General features: G+C 66.8%; 16 protein-coding genes. 9 read left to right on the forward strand and 7 right to left on the reverse strand.

Features of this window, described 5'->3' with window-relative positions:
• Positions 1-16: 16 nt before the first annotated feature.
• Entirely contained in the window at positions 17-1,366 is a 1,350-nt protein-coding gene (locus tag ACLQ3C_RS12585; protein ID WP_425705397.1) for an MFS transporter, read from the forward strand.
• Positions 1,367-1,381: 15 nt separating this feature from the next.
• Here the strand turns inward: ACLQ3C_RS12585 and ACLQ3C_RS12590 are convergent, their stop codons facing one another.
• From ACLQ3C_RS12590 to ACLQ3C_RS12600, 3 genes are read right to left on the reverse strand one after another with little or no spacing between them, the layout of a single operon-like run.
• Positions 1,382-2,815: a phytoene desaturase family protein gene (locus ACLQ3C_RS12590; protein WP_425705398.1), complete on the reverse strand. Its 1,434-nt coding sequence runs from the start codon at positions 2,813-2,815 to the stop codon at positions 1,382-1,384.
• Positions 2,812-4,680, reverse strand: coding sequence for a DUF3556 domain-containing protein (locus tag ACLQ3C_RS12595; protein ID WP_425705399.1), 1,869 nt, complete (start codon positions 4,678-4,680; stop codon positions 2,812-2,814). Before ACLQ3C_RS12595 ends, ACLQ3C_RS12590 begins: the two co-directional genes overlap by 4 nt.
• A 1-nt stretch (position 4,681) precedes the next feature.
• Entirely contained in the window at positions 4,682-6,166 is a 1,485-nt protein-coding gene (locus tag ACLQ3C_RS12600; protein ID WP_425705400.1) for a class I adenylate-forming enzyme family protein, read from the reverse strand.
• Positions 6,167-6,447: 281 nt separating this feature from the next.
• Here ACLQ3C_RS12600 and ACLQ3C_RS12605 point away from each other — a divergent pair, with 281 nt between their 5' ends.
• Complete coding sequence (locus tag ACLQ3C_RS12605; RefSeq protein WP_425705401.1) at positions 6,448-7,740, forward strand: PucR family transcriptional regulator; 1,293 nt, start codon at positions 6,448-6,450, stop codon at positions 7,738-7,740.
• On the opposite strand, the gene ACLQ3C_RS12610 is transcribed toward ACLQ3C_RS12605, so the two are convergent.
• The 3 genes from ACLQ3C_RS12610 to ACLQ3C_RS12620 form a co-directional block, all read right to left on the reverse strand.
• Positions 7,741-9,141, reverse strand: a complete 1,401-nt coding sequence (locus tag ACLQ3C_RS12610) for an NAD(P)/FAD-dependent oxidoreductase (RefSeq protein ID WP_425705402.1) — start codon at positions 9,139-9,141, stop codon at positions 7,741-7,743.
• Positions 9,142-9,256: 115 nt separating this feature from the next.
• Positions 9,257-10,627 (reverse strand): amidohydrolase family protein, encoded by a 1,371-nt coding sequence (locus ACLQ3C_RS12615; RefSeq protein WP_425705403.1) that lies wholly within the window; start codon positions 10,625-10,627, stop codon positions 9,257-9,259.
• A 229-nt stretch (positions 10,628-10,856) separates the two neighbouring features.
• Positions 10,857-11,861 (reverse strand): LacI family DNA-binding transcriptional regulator, encoded by a 1,005-nt coding sequence (locus ACLQ3C_RS12620; RefSeq protein WP_425705404.1) that lies wholly within the window; start codon positions 11,859-11,861, stop codon positions 10,857-10,859.
• Between the two features lie 247 nt (positions 11,862-12,108).
• Between ACLQ3C_RS12620 and ACLQ3C_RS12625 the strand changes: the two genes are divergently transcribed.
• From ACLQ3C_RS12625 to ACLQ3C_RS12650, 6 genes are all read left to right on the forward strand, one after another.
• The gene (locus tag ACLQ3C_RS12625) at positions 12,109-12,732 is read left to right on the forward strand and encodes a hypothetical protein (protein WP_425705405.1); all 624 of its coding nucleotides are present in this window, start codon (positions 12,109-12,111) and stop codon (positions 12,730-12,732) included.
• Positions 12,733-12,810: 78 nt separating this feature from the next.
• The gene (locus ACLQ3C_RS12630; protein WP_425705406.1) at positions 12,811-13,908 is read left to right on the forward strand and encodes an ABC transporter substrate-binding protein; all 1,098 of its coding nucleotides are present in this window, start codon (positions 12,811-12,813) and stop codon (positions 13,906-13,908) included.
• Position 13,909: 1 nt separating this feature from the next.
• Positions 13,910-14,749 carry an ABC transporter ATP-binding protein gene (locus ACLQ3C_RS12635; RefSeq protein WP_425705407.1) on the forward strand — a complete coding sequence of 280 codons (840 nt, stop codon included), beginning with the start codon at positions 13,910-13,912 and terminating at the stop codon, positions 14,747-14,749.
• Positions 14,742-15,575 carry an ABC transporter permease gene (locus ACLQ3C_RS12640; protein WP_425705408.1) on the forward strand — a complete coding sequence of 278 codons (834 nt, stop codon included), beginning with the start codon at positions 14,742-14,744 and terminating at the stop codon, positions 15,573-15,575. Before ACLQ3C_RS12635 ends, ACLQ3C_RS12640 begins: the two co-directional genes overlap by 8 nt.
• Positions 15,572-16,375: an ABC transporter permease gene (locus ACLQ3C_RS12645; protein ID WP_425705409.1), complete on the forward strand. Its 804-nt coding sequence runs from the start codon at positions 15,572-15,574 to the stop codon at positions 16,373-16,375. The genes ACLQ3C_RS12640 and ACLQ3C_RS12645 overlap by 4 nt, the downstream gene beginning before the upstream one ends.
• Before the next feature lie 4 nt (positions 16,376-16,379).
• Entirely contained in the window at positions 16,380-17,678 is a 1,299-nt protein-coding gene (locus ACLQ3C_RS12650; RefSeq protein WP_425705410.1) for an amidase family protein, read from the forward strand.
• A 35-nt stretch (positions 17,679-17,713) separates the two neighbouring features.
• On the opposite strand, the gene ACLQ3C_RS12655 is transcribed toward ACLQ3C_RS12650, so the two are convergent.
• Positions 17,714-19,294, reverse strand: a complete 1,581-nt coding sequence (locus ACLQ3C_RS12655; RefSeq protein WP_425705411.1) for an FMN-binding glutamate synthase family protein — start codon at positions 19,292-19,294, stop codon at positions 17,714-17,716.
• Between the two features lie 309 nt (positions 19,295-19,603).
• Here ACLQ3C_RS12655 and ACLQ3C_RS12660 point away from each other — a divergent pair, with 309 nt between their 5' ends.
• Entirely contained in the window at positions 19,604-20,212 is a 609-nt protein-coding gene (locus tag ACLQ3C_RS12660; RefSeq protein ID WP_425705412.1) for a hypothetical protein, read from the forward strand.
• Positions 20,213-20,239: the final 27 nt, after the last annotated feature.

A 20,239-nucleotide genomic window follows, 5' to 3' on the forward strand; every position in this document is an offset into this window, starting at 1 on the left:
ATAGCGTCCGACACCCATGTCGACTTCCTTGACCACTCCGGCGGTCTCGTCGTCGCCGGCCCGTGCCGGCACCGCGTCGGAAACCGATGATGAGCGCCGCAAACGGCTGCGCACGGTGGTGGCCGCGAGCCTGCTCGGCACCACGATCGAATGGTACGACTTCTTTCTCTACGCCACCGCCGCGAGCCTCGTCTTCAACAAGATCTTCTTCCCCGACCAGAGTTCGTTCACCGGCACGCTGCTGGCGTTCGCGACCTTCGCGGTGGGCTTCGTCGTCCGCCCGATCGGTGGCGTCGTCTTCGGGCACATCGGCGACCGGATCGGACGGAAACGCACCCTCGCGCTGACGATGGTGCTGATGGGCGTCGCGACCGCACTCATGGGCGTGCTGCCGACCGCCGCGCAGGTCGGGGTCGCCGCACCCGTCCTGCTGTTGCTGATGCGAATACTGCAGGGCTTCGCGCTGGGCGGCGAATGGGCGGGTGCGGTGCTGCTCGCGGTGGAACACAGCCCGGCGCGCCGGCGCGGAATCTTCGGCAGCATCCCGCAGATCGGACTCGCGATCGGGCTCGCACTCGGCACCGCCGTCTTCGCACTGCTGCAGGTCGCCTTCGACGACAGTCAGTTCCTCGCCTACGGCTGGCGCATCGCCTTCCTGGTGAGCATCGTGCTGGTGGTCGTCGGATTCGTGGTGCGGCTCAAGGTCGAGGAGACCCCCGCCTTCACCGAGGTCGACGAGCTCGCCGAGAAGTCGTCGGTGCCGATCAAAGACGTTGTACTGCAGCCCAACACCCGTAATACGATCCTCGGCCTGCTGGCGCGGTGGGGCGAGGGATCGGCGTTCAACACCTGGGGCGTCTTCGCGATCGCCTACGCCACGTCGTCCCTGCACATGAACAAGGTCGCGGTGCTGGTGGCCGTCAGTATCGCCTCGGTCGTGATGGCCGTGCTGCTGCCGGTGTCGGGGATGCTCACCGACCGCTACCGTCCCCGACAGATCTACCTGGCGGGCATGGTCGCCTACGGAGTCTCGATCTATCCCGTCTTCGCGCTGTTCGGCACCGCCGATCTGCTGTGGTTCACGCTCGGGCTCGTCCTGGTATTCGGGATCGTCCACGCCCTGTTCTACGGTGCGCAGGGCACGTTCTTCGCGAGTCTCTATCCCACTCGCGTGCGCTACACCGGGCTGTCGGTCGTCTACCAGTTCTCGGGTATCTACGCATCGGGCCTGACGCCGCTCATCCTGACCGCGCTGATCGGCGCGAACCACGGTTCCCCCTGGCTCGCGGCCGGTTATCTGGTGCTCACCGCCGCGATCAGCGTCGTCGCGACCGCGCTCGTCCGCGAAAAGGACCTGTACTTCTGACCGAACCGTTCCGGTTCACCGGCGTTCCAGGTCCGCCAGCGCGGACTCCGCCGCGTGGAACCCGCCCATTCCGTGCACGCCGGCCCCGGGAGGCGTTGCCGCCGAGCACAGGTACACACCGGGGACGCCCAGGGCATACGGGTCGACGGCGATTCGGGGACGCATGACGACCTGACGCATGGTGTTCGCGCCGGCGCTGATGTCACCCCCGACGTAGTTGGCGTTGTCCGCCTCGAGCGCTGCGGGCCCTCGCGTCGAGACCGCAAGGATCCGGTCGCGGAATCCGGGGGCGAACCGTTCGATCTGCCGGGTCACCGCCTCCGTCGCATCTCCCGAGTAGCCATGTGGCACATGGGCGTACGCGTAGATCGGATTGGCGGTAGGGCTCGAACGGCTCGGGTCGATCACATACTGCTGTCCGAGGAGCACGAACGGTTGCTCGGCCATCCGGCCACGCACGGTGCCGAGTTCGGTGTGCGCGATCTGCTCCGCGGAGCCACCGAGGTGCACAGTGCCCGCACGGCGGCAGTCGTCGTTGGTCCAGGGGATGTCGCCGTCGATCGCGAAATCGACCTTGAACGCCGCCGGGCCGTAGGAGTAGCGGGTCAACGACCGCCGTACGTGGGCCGGTAGTGCGTCGCCGACGATCTGCAGTACTCCGGCGGGCGCGGTGTCGAGCAGGACGAGGTCGGGTTTCGAGCCGATCAGATCGGCGAGCATGGCCGGCGAGGTCACCCGGACATCGGTGATCACCGTGCCGCCCGACTCGGACAGCTTCGCCAGCAGTGCGCGGGCGATCGCCTCGCTGCCGCCTTCGGCAACCGGCCAGCCGACCGCGTGGGCCGCCGCGGTGAGCATCATGCCGACCGAACTGGACAGCGGACCGTCCAGCCGATGGAAGGCGTGCGCCGCGACACCCATGAACAGCGCTTTCGCGGGCTCGTCGCGGAAGTACCGGACCGCCACCGTCGCGGGCATCGCGGCGCGCACACCGAACCTGCCGAGGGTGAGCGGGTGTCGGGGGACGTGCAGGATCGGCCGGAACACCTCGTCGATCAGGTCGTCGAACCGATCGACGGCCGCATCGAACATCCGCGACCACCGCGTCGCATCCGCACCGAGGGATGCCGGCGTGAGCGCCCGGTCGCGGCCGGCGAGCCCGGCCCGCCCGTCGTCGAGCGGGTGCGCGAGATCGATCTCGGGCCAGAGCCAGCGCAGTCCGTACCGCTCGAGATCCAGCGACGCCAGATACGGCGATGCCACGCCTGTCGGATGGAAGGCTGCACATTCGTCGTGCAGCAGACCCGGAACGGTGAGTTCGCCGGTCCGGGTGCCGCCGCCGGGCCGAGAACCGGCCTCGACGACGGTGACGTCGATCCCGGACTGCGCGAGGCGCACGGCAGCGGCGAGTCCGTTGGGTCCGCTCCCGACCACGACAGCTGTTGTCATCTCTCCATCATCCGATCGTCGACCGTGCGGCCGGTGAGGGTGTGCTGGCGGACGAACCCGGGCGCGTTCCACGAAACATCCAGCGGGACAGGTCCATTGGGCAGCCACGGCTGCTCGCCGACGCAGTCGGACACCTGCCACGTTCCGCGCTCGACGACGCCGAGTGCCGCGTCGATGACCCGGTAGCGCTGCGGAGTGCTCACCTTCCACGGAGTCGCCTGCGATTCACAGTAGGCGACGACGAGGTCTCCCGGTTCGAGACCGAGTCGGTTCTGGATGGCGGCGATGAGCCGTTCGTCGTGCATGTGCCCATCGCCGAAGTTCCAGCCGAGGATGGTGTTGCACATGAACTCACCTTCGCGCATCGTCCGGCTCTCGATGTCGTCGAGGTGCTCGTACATCGCGGAGAGCAGCCCGCGGCCCTGGCTGTGCATCGATCGCCAGCAGACCGCCTTCTGCAGCATCATCTCGGCGTCGTCGCGCGAATAGGGCGTGGGAGCCATGCGCTGCAGCTGGTCGATCTGGTTCTCGACGAGGGGCAGTTCGTTGAGACGCTCCTCGATGCCGGGGCGCATCGCCCACACCGCCGACGCCCAGTTGCCCGCGTATTGGCGCATCGACGGCAGGAACGAGACCAGATCGGGCCGGAGATTGCCCAGGATCGGACCGAACAGGGCGAGCGCGAACACCGGGACCAGAATCCACCCATGGTGGAAATTCCAGATGCCGTACGTCGAGGCATCGAAGCCGTCCCCGAATCCGCCCCAGAGCACGATCGCGATATAGCCGAAATAGACATTCCATTCCAGCGGGACCGCGAGCGGGAATGTCGAGGTGATGAAGATGTGGAAGGCGAGTATCACCACGGCGCCGATCATCGCCACGGCGCTGTTGGTGACCAGGAGGAGCACCAGCGGGATCACGATCTCGACGGTCGTGCCCGCGACGTGCGCCATGAACCATGCCAGGCGACTCGGACGCAGATCGGTCGGCGCGTCCCGGTAATGCGCCTTCTTGAGGAAATCCGGTTGTCCGGGGCTGTTGGAGATCATCGGCGGGATCACGTTGATGAAGTGCTCACCGAGCTTCGACACCCCGGCCCCGACCCACACCACGACGATGATGATCTTGAAGACGATCACCAGATCCACGAAATCGGCCGCGGTGGAACCGCCACGGAGGACGACGGCGCCCAGGATCGCCGACCACAGCATGATCGGCAGGTATTGCTCGGACCGGGCGGCCAGGAAGATCACCTTGTCGCGCAACCCCATCAGCGGCATCACGACCAGGATCGGGATGAACGCGTAGGCCGGGATCAGTTCCTGGGCGGTGGTGCCGACCGGAACATGCGGAACCGGGGCGGCGTCGACCACCAGCGGGAACACCAGGGCGGCGAGCACCGCGAGGAAGAGCACGACGTCGAACACGGTGCGCTCGTCGCCGCCGGTGAGCGGAACCTTCCGCGCCCACGGCGCCATCCGGATGGTTCCCGGGCGGATCCAGTAGCGGATGTTGCCGAGCATCGGGACGAAATGCCCGCAGAGCGGGCCGAACGCGCCCGCCAGACCGATGACCTCGAGGAGCATCAGCCACACGGCGAGTTTCTGGTAGGTGATGATGTGGGTGAACCACGTCGCCGGGTCGGTGAACGCCACGGTCGACGACGTCCACGACGTGATCGCAAGGCCGACAGCGAAATACAGACCGAACATCTTGAGCACGTAGACCACGTGCAGCATGCGCGGGGTGTTGAATCCCTCGGTCACCCAGGTGGTGGTGAGGACGCGGAGCCGGTCGCGCAGCGGCAGCGCCAGCAGCTCGGCCGCGGGCATCGGCTCGGGAGCGGGGGTGAAGAAACCCATGTCAGGCTCCGATGGCAGTGGTGGTTGCGGTTCGGGTGCGCAGCGCCGGCTTGTCGGGTTTGCCGACCGGATTCTTCGGCAGCGCATCGACGATCGTGATCTCGACCGGCACCTTGACCTTCGTCAGGTGCTCGGTGCACAGATCGTGCAAGGCCGCCGCGGTCGTCGTCCGCTCCGGGTGAACGGCGACGAACGCCACCGGCACCTCGCCGTATACGGGATCGGGCCGGCCGATGACGGCGACCTCGATGACGGCCGGGTCATGGGCGATGACGGTCTCGATCTCCTTGGGGTACAGGTTCTCTCCGCCCCGGATGATCATGTCCTTGATGCGATCGACCAACTGCAGGTATCCGTCCTCGTCGAGGATTCCGATATCACCGGTGTGCAGCCAGCCGTCGGTCAGCGTGTCGGCCGTCGCCTCGGGCCGGTTGAGGTAGCCGCGCATCACATTGGCACCCCGGATCACGACCTCGCCGCGTTCCCCGGCAGGCAGCAGAGAGCCGTCGGCGTCCATGACGCCGACGGTCTGTCCTGGCAGCGCGACACCGACGGTGCCCGGCTTGCGCGGCCCGTCGATCGGGTTGGCGCTTGCCGCACAGGTGCATTCGGTGAGGCCGTAGCCCTCGATGAGCGGGAAGCCGTACCGGTCCTCGACGCCACGGAGCAGTTCCTCGGATGCGGGTGCCGCACCACAGATCGCGAAGCGGACCGACGACGTGTCGAAGTCGAGCGCCGACGGCAACGCCAGCAGGTGCGTATAGATGGTGGGGACCGCGGAGAAATACGTCGGCCGCAGCTCCTCCACCGCCCGCATGAACTCGGCCGGGTGGAAGCGGCCGAGGATCGAGAGTCGACCGCCGCTGCGCATCGTCGCCAGAAAGCTGACACAGATGGCGTTCACGTGGAACAGCGGCAGCACGAGCAGGCAATGGTCGGTCGCGCTCAGCCCCAGCGATTCGTCCATCATCGACGACATCGCGGCGACGTTGCCGTGGGTGAGCATGACACCCTTGGGTTTCCCCGTCGAACCACTGGTGTAGATCAGCAGCGCGAGGGCGCCCTCGTCGGTGATCGGGGCGGGCAGCGGCCGCTGCGCGACGGTCCGGAGGTCGTCGGCCAGCAGACGGGTGCGGCCGGCGGTCGGAGCCTCCGGGTCTGCGACGACCACGAGGTCGGCACCGGAGTCGCCGATCTGGTACGCGGCCTCGGTCGCGGTGAACACCGGGTTGATCGGTGTCGCGACGGCGCCGAGGCGCCATGCCGCGACGATCGAGGTGAGCAGCTCGATCCGGTTGGGCAGCATCACCGCCACGACGCTGCCGCGCCGGATGCCGAGGTCGGTGAACTGCTCGGCCGCGGCGTCGACGCGCGCGGCGAACCCGTCGTAGGTGAGCTCCTCGCGGTCGTCGCGCACACAGATCCGAGGACCCCATTCGGCGGGGCGCGTCCAGGGAAGGTAGCCGGTCGGCATGGTGGTGGTCATCCTCGGAGAGCAGTGGCGGGGGTCGCGGTGGGCCTGACAATGTGCGGCATGACGTTCCTTCTGATATATGTGCTCTGGGTCACTGACCACGCTAGGAACCGACGTGCCCGAAGGCACTGTGCTGGGCGCACGAAAATGACGTCGGACGTTGTTCACCCGCTGACACATCACCTCGCTGACCAGTCGCGCGGTGTCGGTGCGGGAGCGCCCGGCCCGGTGCGATGATCGACTCCGGTTGCCCACGGCCTCGGGCACGTCGATCACCTCAGGAGGCGCTCGTCATGACGCAGTTCGACGACATACCGCGCGATGTCGCCGAGAGCGCGGCGCGGCGTGTCAGCGAGGTGGCGAGAAGCCTGGGGGCGCACATCACCGAGACCGCGACGGCGCTGCACCTCGAGCTCGTGGAGGCGATTCCCGAGTTGCGCGGCGATCCGATGGTGCTCGAGCTTCTGCGGGCCAGCGCCGAGAGCAACATCGAGACCTTCGTCCACCTCGCACAGCATTCGCTGCCGATCGGTGACGTCGCGGCGCCCGCGGCGGCCACAGCCTATGCCCAGCGTCTCGCGCAGCGCGGCACGTCATCGGTGGCGCTGATCCGCGCCTATCGGGTCGGCCAGCGCCGCATCCTCGATCATGCGTTCCGCGAGATCTCGCGTGCCGAGCGTGATCCCGAGGTCGCCTACGCCGCAATGAGATTGATGCACGAACTCGGTTTCCGGTATGTCGACCGGGTCTCGGAGTTGGTCGTCGTGGCCTACGAGTCCGAGCGTGAACGGTGGCTGGCCAATCGGAACACCCTGCGCGCCAACACCCTTGCCTCGCTGCTGGCCGGTACCGACCTGGAGGTGTCGACGGCGGAGAACGCGCTGGGGTATCGACTGCGCCGGCATCATCTCGGCGTGGTGCTGTGGGCGGCGACCACGAGCGACACCACGACGACGTTACGGCGGCTGGAATCGGTGGCGGGTGCGATCGGCGACGCCGTCGGCAGCAACGGTCAACCGCTGTTCATCCCCCAGGACCGATCGCTGGGCTGGGCGTGGATCCCGCTCGGCGGCAACCAGACCCACGTCGACCTGGAAGCGGTGCGACGACGCGCGGCCGCCGAGTCGAGCGATGTCCGCATCGCACTCGGTACCGTCGGGGCGTCGATCACCGGGTTCCGCACCTCCCATCAGGAAGCGGTGAAGGCGCACTCGGTGGCCACCGTCGCCGCCGACCGGGCCGCGCAGGTCACGTCCTATGCCGAACCCGGTATCCGGACCGCCGCACTGCTGGCCGGGGACATCCCGGCCGCACGGGCGATGGTGTCGTCGGTGCTCGGTCCGCTCGCCGCCGATGACGAGCCGGCGCAGCGGTTACGCGAGACGCTCCTGGTCTTCCTCGATGAAGGGGGAAGCTATCAGGCGGTCGGGCGCCGACTCCGGCTGCACCGGAACACGGTCAAGTACCGGATCGATCGCGCCGCCGAACTCCGCGGACGCCCACTCGACGACGATCGGTTCAACGTCGAGCTCGCACTCCGTGCCTGCGAACAGCTCGGCCGTGCTGTGCTCGGTGATGCAGACTGATCACTTGTCGGACTTGTAGATATCGGTCTTCTGCGCCGCCGACATCCGCGCATCCTCGGGCTTGACGTCGTCGAGCTCGACGACGCGACTGGGCAGTACCGCATCCAGGAACCACTCGGTCGCGGCGCGGAGCTTGGCCGCCCCGCTCGGCAGGGCGTACAGGTGATAGGCGCGGGTCACCGCCTTGGCGGGCCGCCCGGACAGCGAGACGCCGAGCGGCTTGGCCACCGCCTCCGGACCGCCCAGATCGGCGACCAGACCGAGGTCCCGGTGACTGTACGGTTTCGCCTGGCCCACCCCGAAGCTCGCCGCGATGTTGCGTGCGGCCGCGACGCCCTGGCGTTGGGCGTTCTGCGCGGTCGGCGCGGCAACAGGACGCTCACCGTCGTCGCCGGCGGGTTTGGTGAGGTCCGGGACGGCCGCCGCGTCCCCGATCGCCCACACGTTCTCGAGTCCCGGAACACTCAGATCGTCGTTCACGACGAGGCGGCCCTTGGCGGTCGGCAGCCCGAGCGAGGCGATCAGCGGGCTCGGGGCGACACCCGCGCTCCACACCAGCGTGCGGGTGGGGATGACATCGTCGTCGGTCAGGGTCACCGACGTCGGGGTCGCCGACGCGACGCTGGTCTTCAGGCGCACTTCGACACCACGGTCCTTCAGCACCGTCAGCGCGTCCGCGCCGAGTCGCGGTCCCAGCTCGGGCAGCACGTTCGGCGCCATGTCGAGGAGCAGCCAGCGAATATCGCCGGGGCCGAAGCTGTCCCAGCGGTCGGCGACGTCGTGGATCCACTTCTGCATCTGCGCGACGAACTCGGTACCGGTGTACCCGGCGCCCACCGCCACCACGGTCAACCGTTCCTTGCGCTCCAGGTGACCCTCGGGGGTGTCGGGGATGGTGTCGGCCAGATCGAGTTGCGCCAGTAGGTGATTGCGCAGGAAGATCGCCTCTTCGAGAGTCTTCATCCCGCGGGCGTTCTCCGCGAGACCCGGGATCCCGAACTGGCGGGTGATCGATCCGGGGGCCAGCAGGAGACGGTCCCAGTCGCGGACGGTGTCCTGCCCGTCGCGGCCGAGGACGGTCACGGTGCGCGCGTCGAAGTCGACGCCGGTGACGTGGCCGAACTCGGGCCGGGTGCGGCGCAGGGTCTGGCGCAGCGGGACGGCGATGTCGCGCGGATCGAGCACGCCCGTCGCCACCTCCGGCAGCAGTGGGCTGTACAGCAGATAGTCGTTGGGCGCGACGAGCATCAGGTTCGCCTGTTCCGCCGGAAGCGACCGTTCGAGTCGTCGCAGCGCATAGAAACCCCCGAAGCCGCCGCCCACGACCACCACCTTGGGCAGGTCGGGATCGGCCCACCGGCCGGCGACCCGCTCATCACGCTCTCGCCCGAACAATCCCACAGCAGCCTCCTTGACTCGACGACCGACGTTCTCCGATACTCGCCGCGCATACCCTTTTCGTCTGCGGCCTAAACGAGTCTCGGTCGGCGCCAAGGCCCCAAGTCGGGGGCCCAAGTCAGACGTTCTGGAACGCTGCGACGAGATCCTTCTGACGCGCGACGCCGCGGGCGCGGGTCTCCGCCACATCGATGGTGGTGAGTTCACCGCCCTCGACGACCCGTCGACCGTCGACGAATACGGTGTCGACGTCACGTCCGGTCGCGCCGTCGACGAGGAATGCGAGCGGCGAGACGGCGACGCCGTCCGGGCCATCGGTGCGGAGCAGAACGATATCGGCCGCCAGGCCGGCCTCGAGTCGGCCGATCTTTTCCGACATGTTCAGTGCTCGCGCGCCACCACGGGTGGCCATCCGCAGCGGTTCGTCCGGTTCGAGCAGGAAGTGTTCGTGGACCGGAACACCGTAGATATGTTGCTGTCCGCGGCCGACCGCCTCGGTGATCCGGAACATGTCGAGGGTGCCCGGCGAGGTGGCCGCACCATCTGTGCCCAGGCCGATCGCCACTCCCGACCGCCAATACTCCAGTGCGCGAGGGACTCCGAACATGTAGTTGTTGGCGCAGTGGGCGACGCTCGCGCCGGACCGGGCATAGGCGGCCACATCCCACGGGCTGGCGAACACCGAATGCGCGCAGTGCAGGGTGGAGTCGAAGACCTCGAGTTCGGTGAGGAATTCGACGGGGCGCTTCCCGTAACGGACGACGGAGAAGGCGATCTCGTCGCTGCCCTCGAGCAGGTGGGTGTGGACCTTGACCCCGCGCGCCGTGGCCTCGCGGTGGATCGCGGTGATGAGTTCCGGACTGCAGTTCATGATCTGGCGCAACGCCATTGCCCCGGTGACGCGTCCGCCGGCAGGCCAGCGTTCGACGAGTCCGATGTTCTCCTCGATCGCCTGATCGGTGGTCAGCCGCATCGATTCGGGGATGTCGAACGAGTCGTCGACCGTCGAGCGGGTGATGATGCCCCGAATGCCGGTGTCGACCGCGGCGCGCGCGGCGGCGTCCGGGTGCGGGCCCCCGGCGTCGAAGAATGTCGTTGTCCCGGTGAGCAACAGCGAAGAGTAGGCGAGCCGGCCGGACAGTTCCATGTCGTCGTCGGTGAGGTTGGACTCGAACGGTATCAAGTACTTTCGCCACATGGGCTGCTCGAGATTGCCGTGATGGATGACCTCCGGGAAGAGCCCACGCATCATGGTCTGTGCCGTGTGCAGGTGGGCGTCGATGAGTCCGGGCATCGCGATCATCCCGGCGGCATCGACGGTCTCGATGGCCGAGAACTTTGCTGTGAGAGCGGCTGTCGGCCCGATCTCGACGATCGAACCGTTGTCGATGGCGATCGCACCGTCGTCGAACAGGGAACCCTCGTCATCGAAGGTGATGACGTCGGCGTGTGTGATCAAAGTGTCGATGCTCTGGGTTGGTGCGCTCACCGTTGGACTCCTCGAATTCTGCGCGGGGCAATGATGTGCTGTCGACCGGTAATCGGATACTGCACGAGACGCTGACTGCCCGAACCGAAGACGGTGGCATGGCTCAGCGGGAACAACCGTGACGAACGTCGACAGCGCACAACGCGGGTGCCGAGAATTGCGGCACTGCCCTCGACCCTAGCGAACATCCTAGAAAACTGTTGCGCAATTAACGCAAACGTTGCATTGCTCAGGAGACGTCGCTGCGCGCACGGCACGGGGCCACCGATGCGCCGTGACGTAGCGCGACCGGCACGACCACGGTCTCGGCGGGCCGGTCCGGCTCTGCCCAGCGGGCCATGACGAGCCGGACGGCGGCCGCCGCGATGGCCGCATGCGGCACCTGGATGCTGGTGAGTGGGGGAGTGAGCTTGTCGCACAAGGGGGAACCGTCGAAGCTGGCGATCGACAACTCGTCGGGCAGGCTCATGCCCTGCTGCCGGGCTGCGGTCATCAGTCCCGTCGCGATCACGTCGCTGCCCGCGAAAACCGCGGTGGGCGGCGTCGACGCCATGCGCAGGTGCGACAACACGGCCATGCCGAACTCCTCGGTGAAGTCCCCGAAGAACGTCAATTGATCGTCGGGATCGATGCCGGCCAGCGACAGCGCATCTGCCCAGCCGTGTCGCCGCTCGACGGTCGGCGTCAGATCCCCGTATCCGGCCACCATGGCGATGTTGCGATGTCCTTGCGCGGTCAACAGCGACACTGCCTGGAAGGCGCCGGAATGGTTGTCCACCACAACCGAATCGAGACCCGTCACCGCGTCGGTATCGACCAGGACGACGGGCACTCCGGCGTTCGAGATGTCACGCAACAGCTTGGCCGAGAGGTGGTAGCTCGTCGTGATGATTCCGCTGACCAGGCCGTCGGCAAGCGAACTCAGCAGTTGCGCATGGCGTTCCGGACTCTCGAGGGCGGTGGCGATCAGCGTCGAGGCGTCCCGGCTGAACGAGACCCGGGTGACCTCGTCGGCGATGTTGGCCCACGGAAACGTCGAAAGTGCCGGAAAGACAACACCGATCGGTGCACGGGCGCCGACCACGGCCGGCGCGAGACCGAGTTCGGCGACCGCGGTCTTGATCCGGGCTTCGGTCTCCGGTCGCAGGACGATCTGTCCGCGCAGGTATCGCGACACCGTCGACACCGACACCTGGGCATGATCTGCAATATCGCGTAGACGGGGGCGATCCACGGGACTCCCTTTCTCTGCACTGCACTCTTTCTCAGCACCGCGCGGTGACCTGCGCCGCGGGGCCGACTACTGGGCACACTGTAACCCGTTGCGCGCCTCCGCGAGGTGGCAGAACCGACCGGGTTTGTTACGAGCGTGAAAAGTTGTGCGATATTTGCGCAACTCGACGTGCGAACCGCGCGGACACCACGCACGATGACTACCGACACGGACGCGGGGCCACCGCGGCGAGATAGGGAGTCAAGTGGTGAAGAAGGACGAGTACTACGACACATGGTCCGACGTGAAGTCGCGCAACGGGATTCCCGGCGACGAGTTGGTGTCGATGCTCCAGAAGTCGATCCGCCGCGGCATCGAATCCGACGCGCTCGACGCTGCGTACGAGATGTACCACACGAGTTTGCAATTCGAGGAGAAGCTGTGGCGACGGCTGATGGTGATCAGCGTCGAGGACATCGGATTCGGCGACGTGCAGGCGGCCCAACTGGTCCACACGTATGCGCAGATCCGGCTGCACTTCCCTTACGGCGACGGTGACCGGGCCATCTTCTTCGTCCAGGCGATCCGGTATCTGTGCCGGTGCACCAAGGAGCGCTCCAGTGACTGCATCAAGAGCATCCTGATGACGGAGTTCGCCGCCGGTCGCAAGCCGGTCGTGCCCGACTACGCCAAGGACAAGCACACCCGGTCCGGTCAGGCCGCGGGCATGAACATCATCGACTTCCTCGAAGACGGTTCCCGGGTGAGCCCGCAACTCGAGCCGGATGTATACGGCTACGAACAAGCACGGCAGAAACTGCTCGAGTACGCCGAGAATCCCCCGGAGACACAGGCCGAGCGCCCCTTCGTGCATTTCCCCTGGCAGGTCTGACCCGCCGACCCGTTTCTGCCCCACCAACCCATTTCGGCCCCACCCACCCATCCACTCCCCGTTTGTTGGAGATCCCCTATGACCGAACCGAACCCACCATGGACCATCAGTCGCCGTGGACTGTTTCGCCTCGGCGGCGCGGCCGCCGTGTCGATCGGCGGCGCATCACTTCTTGCGGCGTGCGGCAGCAGCGGTGACAGCAGCGCCGGCGCCGGCGACACCAAGGCACTGAATTTCCAGCTGTCCTGGATCAAAGACGTCGAATTCGCCGGCAGCTACTTTGCGGTGGAGAAGGGTTATTACCGCGAGGCCGGCCTGACCGGAATGACGGCGGCAAACCTCCTCGCCAACCCGGGCTCGACCACCCCGGAGGAAGTACTCCTGTCGGGCAAGGCGCAGATCGGTCTGTCGTCGATCGCGTCCACCGCGCCCGCGATCGCCAAGGGAGCTCCGCTGGTCGTCCTGGGTGCGGTGCTGCAGAAGAACCCGTACTGCGTGCTGTCGTTGAAGGAGAAGACTCCGGTCAACACCGTCGCGGAGCTGAAGGGCAAGCGGGTCGGCGTGCAGAACGGCGACATGCCGACATGGAAGGGATTCCTCAAGGCGAACGGGATCGCCGAGTCCGACGTCGAGACCGTGAGCACCCAGTTCTCGCCAGAGCCGTTGGAACAGGGCAAGTTCGACGCTCTCATCTGTTACAAGCCGAACCAGCCGGTGCTCGTGCGGCACGCCGGCTTCACGCCCGTGACCATCGGTCTGGCCGATCACGGCCTGCCGTTCGTCAACCTGGCCTACATCGTCACCAAGGACACCTTGGCCACCAAGCGCGACATGATCAAGTCGTTCCTCACCGCCGAGGTCCGCGGCTGGATCGACGCGGTCCGCGATCCGGTGCAAGCTGCGAAGTATGCGGTCGACACCTTCGGCAAGGATCAGAAGCTGGATCTGTCGGTGATGACCGACGAGGCACACATCTACAACTCGCTGATCGTCACCGAGGAGACCAACAAGAACGGACTCCTGGGGCTCTCGGACGCGTTGATGGCGTCCAACATCAATTCGCTGGGATTGATGGGGACTTCGGGGCTGACCACGCAGAAGGTCTTCGACATGAGCATCATTCGCGAGATCTTCGCCGAGAAGCCCGAACTCATCGTCCAATTGCCGGTGACCTGAGATGACAGCGCAACAGACCACGTCGTCGTCGCTGGCGACCCTGGACCCCACCACGTCGCCGCAGCTCGCCACCGGCATCCACCTCCGCGACCTGACCAAGAGGTTCGGTGGCGGCCGCAAGGCCGTCGATGCACTCGCGCCCATCGATCTCGGCACCAAGAAGGACAGTTTCCTGTCGCTGCTCGGTCCATCGGGATGTGGCAAGTCCACCATCTTCCGGATCCTTGCCGGGCTCGAGGCCCCCACCTCGGGCACGGTGATCATCAACGGTCAGAGTCCGGCGGAGGTGCGCGGCAGCCATCAGCTCGGGGTGGCGTTCCAGGATTCGGCGCTGATGCCCTGGCGGTCGGTGGTCAGCAACATCAGGCTGCCGCTGCAGGTCGCGGGCATCACCCCGGAGCCCGGGCTGATCGACGGCCTGATCGATCTGGTGGGGTTGGGTGGATTCGAAGCCGCCAAGCCCGCGCACCTGTCCGGCGGTATGCGCCAGCGCGTGTCGATCGCGCGGTGCCTGGCCCTGCAGCCGTCGGTGATGCTGCTCGACGAACCCTTCGGCGCGCTCGACGATATGACGCGGCAACGAATGAATGTCGAACTGCAGCGCATCGTCGGTGAGCGGCCGGCGACCACGCTGATGGTGACGCACGGTATCGCCGAGGCGGCATTCCTGTCGGATGTGGTGGCGGTGATGACGCCCCGGCCGGGGGCGATCGCAGCCCTCGTCGAAATCGACCTACCGCGGCCGCGGACCCCGGAGATCATGCGCACCAGCGAATTCCACGACTACTGCGATCAGCTCTCCGCACTGCTCTTCGACGGGCATGGAGGCGGCCATGGCTGATGCAACCGTCACTGTCGGCGCCCGAAGTCGCGTGAGCTTCGCACGGCCTCGCCTGAACATGTCGTCGAGTTGGCTGGGTGGGCTGTTGGGTGTGGTGGCCATCCTGGTGATCTGGACCCTTGTATCCGCAGTGTTCTTCGCCAAGTCGCAGTCCATTCCCTATCCGTGGCGAGTGGTCACGACGCTCCTCGACGACTTCTCGTCGAGTGCGTACTGGACGTCGGTGTTCGACACGGTCGGATCGGCGGCCCAGGGATTCCTCTGGGGCAATCTGATTGCTTTCGCAATGGCGATCGTTGCATTGCTGCTTCCACTGCTGGAGGGCTTGATCACGCAATTGGCCGTGGTGACGGCGTGTATTCCGTTGACCGCGCTGGGCCCGGTCATCACCATCATCTCCGCTCCCGGGAGCCGGGCACCGTCGATCATCCTCGCCGCGATGACGGTGATACTGACCTCGGTGATCGGCATCATCGTCGGGCTGCGTGCCGCGTCGCCGGTACAGCTGGAAGTGGTCACCGCAGCAGGTGGCAGCCGACTGGATCAACTGCGACGGGTGCGGCTGATCGCTGCGATCCCGGCCATCGTCGCGGCGTGCAAGATCGCGGTGCCCGCATCCTTTCTGGGCGCGGTCCTCGGTGAGTACTACCTGCTCGGGGTCGATTCCGGCCTGGGTATCCAGATCCTGTCGGCGCAGAGCAACAACAATCCGCTCGACCTGTGGGCGCTGGCGATCACCGGCGGAGCTGTTGCGGGACTGGGCTATTGGATCATTTCTCTGATCGGGCGGCTCGCGAGCCCGTGGTCTGAGGGGAGCCGATCGTGACATACGGTGCGCTTCGGCGGCTCGGTATCACCATCGTCGAGACCGTCGTGTCCTTGGCGATCGTCGCCGGTATCTGGGTTGCCGTCCTCAACACCAAGGACGTGAGCTCCTACATCGCCAAGACGCCGACCGATGTCTGGAATTATCTCTTCAGCGGCGCCCAGGCCGGTGCCCACCGCTCGGATATCGGTGGTCTGCTGGCCGTGACGATGGGAAATGCCGGACTCGGACTCCTGTCCGGCGTCGTCGGGGCGGTACTGGTGGCCATGGCGTTCGCCTTGGCCAAACCGGTCGAGTACATGTTCATGCCGCTCGCGATGCTACTGCGGACCGTGCCGCTGTTGGCGATGGCACCGGTGATCTACATTGTGTTCGGCAACGGCAAGGTGACCGCGGCCCTGGTCGGTGCGGTCGTCGTGTTCTTCCCCATCCTGGTGAACATGGCACTCGGGTTCCGCTCCGTCTCGTCCCAACTGATCGATCTGATCGTCGTGAACGGCGGCAACCGGTGGACGGTGGTCACCCGTGCCGCACTGCCGGCAGCGCTCCCGTACTTCTTTGCGGCGCTTCGTATTGCGGTGCCGGGCGCGATCATGGCCGCCATGCTGTACGAATGGCTGTTCACCTACACCGGGCTGGGCGCCGGCATCGTGTCGGCGAAGACGGACTCGGATTACCCGAAGATGTGGACGATCACCGTCGTCGCCACCATCTCCTCGGTACTCGCGTACACGATCACGACCGCCGTCGAGTCGCTCGTGCTCGAGCGCTTCATTCCCGACTCCGGACGACGCAAGTAGCCGCATGCCATCGCAACTCTCGGCGACCGAGCGAGTAGAACGCTCGCTGGCGGCCCTTGCGGACACCGGTCCGGCCGTGAACTCGGTGGTTCGTCTCGATGTCGACGGCGCCCGCCGATCGGCCCGCGATATCGACGCCGCGCGAGACGCCGGACGACCGGTCGGGCCACTGGCCGGTATCCCGATCAGCATCAAGGATTCCTTCGACGTCCGCGGAATGGTGAGCAGTCACGGCATCGTGGCGCAGTCGCATATCGCCGACGACGATGCGCCCGCCGTCGCCGCGCTTCGTGCGGCCGGGTGCGTGATCGTCGGCAAGACCAACGTGCCGCGGCTGCTCGACGACTACCAGGCATGTTCGGAAGAGTTCGGACACACCCGAAATCCGCTGGATAGCAGTCGAACCGGCGGTGGGTCCTCGGGCGGTGCGGCAGCCGTGGCCACCGGCCAGGTCGCCTTCGATCTCGGCAGCGACATGGCCGGCTCCGTCCGAGTGCCCGCCATGTTCTGTGGAGTGAGTGCCTGGCGGCCCACTCACGGCATCATCTCGAAGGCCAGGCATCTGCCGTGGCCCACCGACATCGTGGTGACGCCGCCGTCGTCGACGGTGGGCGTGATCGCACCGCGGGTCGCCGACCTCCGCTTGCCTGCCGAGGTGCTGCTCGCGACGAACGAGATACTGCGGGGCCATATGCCACGGCCGGCGGAGCGACGGCCGTGGCAACGGATCGGCATCTGGATGCCGGAGTCGCCACGCACCGGGCAATCGGTGCGCATCGCCATCGACTCGTGGCTGGATGTGTTGCGGCGCAGCGGCATCGAGGTAGTCCCGGTCGTCCCGCGCCACGGCTCACATGATGCCCTGGCCACCTACCACGGGTTGATGGCGGCAGAACGCGCCCACGGTGGCGTCGACGGCGAGGCCGACGCGCGCCCGTTGCTGGCGCTGCTGGAGGCCCAGGCACGCGCCCGACTCGAGTGGAGCCGACTCCTGGACGACGTCGATGTCGTCGTGGCGCCGGTGGCTCCCGTGGTGGCGCCACCGGTATCGGATGTGCCGATCGATGACCGCGAGATCGACATCGACGGACAGCGATACCCGGCAACCGAGATGCTGACATGGTGCACGGTCACCTCGCTGTGTCAGGCGCCGAGCGTCACGGTACCGGTCGGCGCCGAGGACACCACGGGGCTGCCGATCGGAGTGCAGCTCATCGGCCGGCGAGGCGCCGACCGGGAACTCCTTGCCGGGGCCGCCGAGTGGGAGCTCCACGGGTTGGTGGGCGACGACCGAACGAGGTGACGCGTCATGGACCGGCCGCGAGCACCACGCCCGGCCTACGGCCGAAACGAGTCCGCGTCGGCGCGCTCCCAGTCCGAGCGCCACGAAGCCGGGGGATCGGATAGCAGAATTCCGTTGTCGAGCCACTCGAAGATCTCCGCGTAGGAACTCTGCTCGGTGGCCGACAGCCGTTTACGCAACATGTGCGGGTTCAGTTGCGAGTGGTCATCGACGCCCATGGAGGCCATGATCCGCATCGCCTGTGACACGGTCGCCTCCTGGAACCGATACACCCGCTCGCTCTTGTCGCCGACGTCGAGTGCGCGGGCCCGCCGCGGATCCTGGGTCGCGACGCCGACCGGGCAGTGGTTGGTGTGGCAGCGCTGCGATTGAATGCAGCCCACCGCCATCATCATTGCGCGGGCGGCGTTGGTGTAGTCGGCACCCTGGATCAGCCGCTTGACGATGTCGTTGCCGGAGGCCACTTTTCCGCTGGCGCCGATCGTGATCCGGTCGCGCAGCCCGGTACCGACGAGGGCGTTGTGCACCGTCATCAGCCCGTCGGTCAGTGGCAGCCCGACGTGATCCTCGTATTCCAGTGGGGCAGCGGCTGTTCCGCCCTCGGCGCCGTCGACGACGATGAAGTCCGGGGTGAGCTGCTCGGCGAGCATGGCCTTGCAGATCGCGAGGACGTCGGTGCGGGACCCGACGCAGAGTTTGAACCCGACGGGCTTGCCGCCGGACAACTCCCGCAGTCGCGCGACGAACCGGATCAGCTCGCGCGGCGTCGAGAACGCCGAATGCGCTGCCGGACTCACGCACTTCTCGCCCTGCGGCACACCCCGGTACCGGGCGATCTCGGCGCTGACCTTGGCGGCGGGCAGCACCCCGCCGACGCCCGGTTTGGCTCCTTGACTCAGTTTGATGTTGACAGCCTTGACGCGGTCGTCGGCGGTCTTCTCGGCGAACTGGTCGGGATCGAAATGCCCGTCGTCGGTGCGTGTTCCGAAGTATCCGGACCCGATCTCCCAGACCACGTCGGCGCCGCCGAGATGATACGGCGTCAGCCCGCCCTCGCCGGTCTCGTGGGCGAAGCCACCCTTCTTTGCGCCGTTGTTCAAGGCGCGCAACGCATTGCCCGACAGTGCGCCGAAACTCATCGACGACACGTTCAGTAGCGCCATGTCATACGGCTGTGTGCAATCGGGGCCGCCGATGCGTACCCGGAACGGCTCGGGCGGATTCTCGACCGGTGCCGTCGAATGGACGAGGTATTCATAGCCGGCGCGATCGATGTCGCGTTCGGTGCCGTAGGAGAGTTCGGCGGCCGTGCCCTTGGCGCGCTCGTAGATCAGCGAGCGGGTGTCCCGATCGAACGGCCGGCCGTCGAAGTTGCGCTCGATGAAGTACTGCTGGATCTCCGGCCGCACGTCCTCGAGCAAGAACCGCATGTGCCCGAGCGCTGGGTAGTTCCGCAGGATCGAATGACGACGCTGGATGAGGTCGTAGACGGCCACGGCGGCCGGCGGAACCAGGAGCACCGCGGCGATGATCCATCCCCACGGCCCGAGAACCGCAGCGACGATCGCGGCCACCGCGACAAGGACGAGTACGGCAACCGCGGCAAAGCGGACCATCTGACGCCTCACTTTCCTGGCACAGCGTTGCAGCCCAACCAGTTTCGGGCTGACAGGCAGGTCTGTGCCGAGTGTACCCACCGGAACACCGCCGGCCGGCCGCATCCGCGATACCCTGCCACCAGTCGCCGACCGAAACCCGAACGGGGAGTGACCGTTTGCGTGGCCGTATGCGGCGCACGCGTAGTCGACTACTCGCTTTCGGGATCACGGGTGCCCCGTCGTTCCGGCAGATGAACAAGTGGTGCGCTGCGGCCTGTCACCCTCCTACCGTCGTGGGGACATGTTCACCCCGACCCAAGAGACATCATGACCCATCCCGATCCCAGTGCCCAGCGCCCCGCCTTCACCAGTCATCCGGCTCAACCCGCCCAGCCCCTCCATCCGCCGGATTCGGACGGGCCTGCTGACCGTGCCCCGTTCCTGTCCGCGCCCGGTTACCTGCAAAGCCACGGCCTCGCAATACCTCCACCCGCCGAGCCGGTTTCGCGCGCGGCGCGCATCATCGCCGGTGTACTCGCAGGCGCCGGCCTGCTCGCCGTCGTCGCCGCCTTCCTGCCCTGGACCGGCGGCGCGGTGAGGGTCACCGGCGTCGGCTACTCCGATGTCGGCGCCTCCGACGGCGTCATGACCGCACTGTTCGGCGTGTCCGCATTCGCCAGGGGTGTGGCCGATGCGTTTCTCGTCAATCGGTTGGTGCCGCACCCGGTCGGTATACGGGCGGTACAGCGGCGGCTCAACCGATTCTTCGCTTCGTTGGTGGGCGCCTGCATCGTGGTGTTCGCGGTCGGCGACATTTCCCGCGTCGGCGACCTCTCGGCGCAGGGTGTCCACGTCGGCATCGGACTCTGGCTCACCTTGCTTGCCGGGGTCGTGGTGCTGCTGGCCGGGATCGCCGCACTCATCAAGCGACGCTGACAGCGCTCGCCTGCCCCCCGACAGCGT

This window comes from Gordonia sp. DT30, from assembly GCF_049844915.1.
Taxonomy (GTDB): domain Bacteria; phylum Actinomycetota; class Actinomycetes; order Mycobacteriales; family Mycobacteriaceae; genus Gordonia.